Raw genomic sequence first — 574 nt, 5'->3', positions numbered from 1 at the left:
ATTACTCTTTGATGGTGACGACGATGCCGGCACCGACGGTGCGGCCGCCTTCACGGATGGCGAAGCGCAGCTTCTCTTCCATGGCGATCGGCACGATCAGCTCGACATCGACGGTGATGTTGTCGCCCGGCATCACCATCTCGGTGCCTTCCGGCAGCGACACGATGCCGGTCACGTCCGTCGTGCGGAAATAGAACTGCGGACGGTAGTTGGTGAAGAACGGCGTGTGGCGGCCGCCCTCGTCCTTGGTCAGGATGTAGGCTTCGGCCACGAACTTCTTGTGCGGCTTGACGGTGCCGGGCTTGGCCAGGACCTGGCCGCGCTCGACGCCCTCACGGTCGACACCGCGCAACAGCGCGCCGATGTTGTCGCCGGCCTGGCCCTGGTCGAGCAGCTTGCGGAACATCTCGACGCCCGTGCAGGTCGTCTTGGTGGTCGGACGGATGCCGACGATCTCCAGCTCCTCGCCGACCTTGACGACGCCGCGCTCGACGCGGCCGGTCACCACCGTGCCGCGGCCCGAGATCGAGAACACGTCCTCGATCGGCATCAGGAACGGCTTGTCGAGCGGACG

The 574-nt window shown here is 65.9% G+C and carries 1 protein-coding gene; it reads right to left on the bottom strand.

The window, feature by feature from the left end; genetic code table 11:
* Window position 1: 1 nt before the first annotated feature.
* Window positions 2–574, bottom strand: a 573-nt coding sequence (locus NKH21_RS32725) for an EF-Tu C-terminal domain-related protein (RefSeq protein ID WP_352856100.1), incomplete at its 5' end; no start/stop codon positions are given.

Source organism: Mesorhizobium sp. M1329, from assembly GCF_040318035.1.
In the GTDB taxonomy this organism is placed as follows: Bacteria; Pseudomonadota; Alphaproteobacteria; order Rhizobiales; family Rhizobiaceae; genus Mesorhizobium.
The sequence above is the reverse complement of the archived record's forward strand: the minus strand, read 5'-3'. Positions and strand labels throughout refer to the sequence as shown.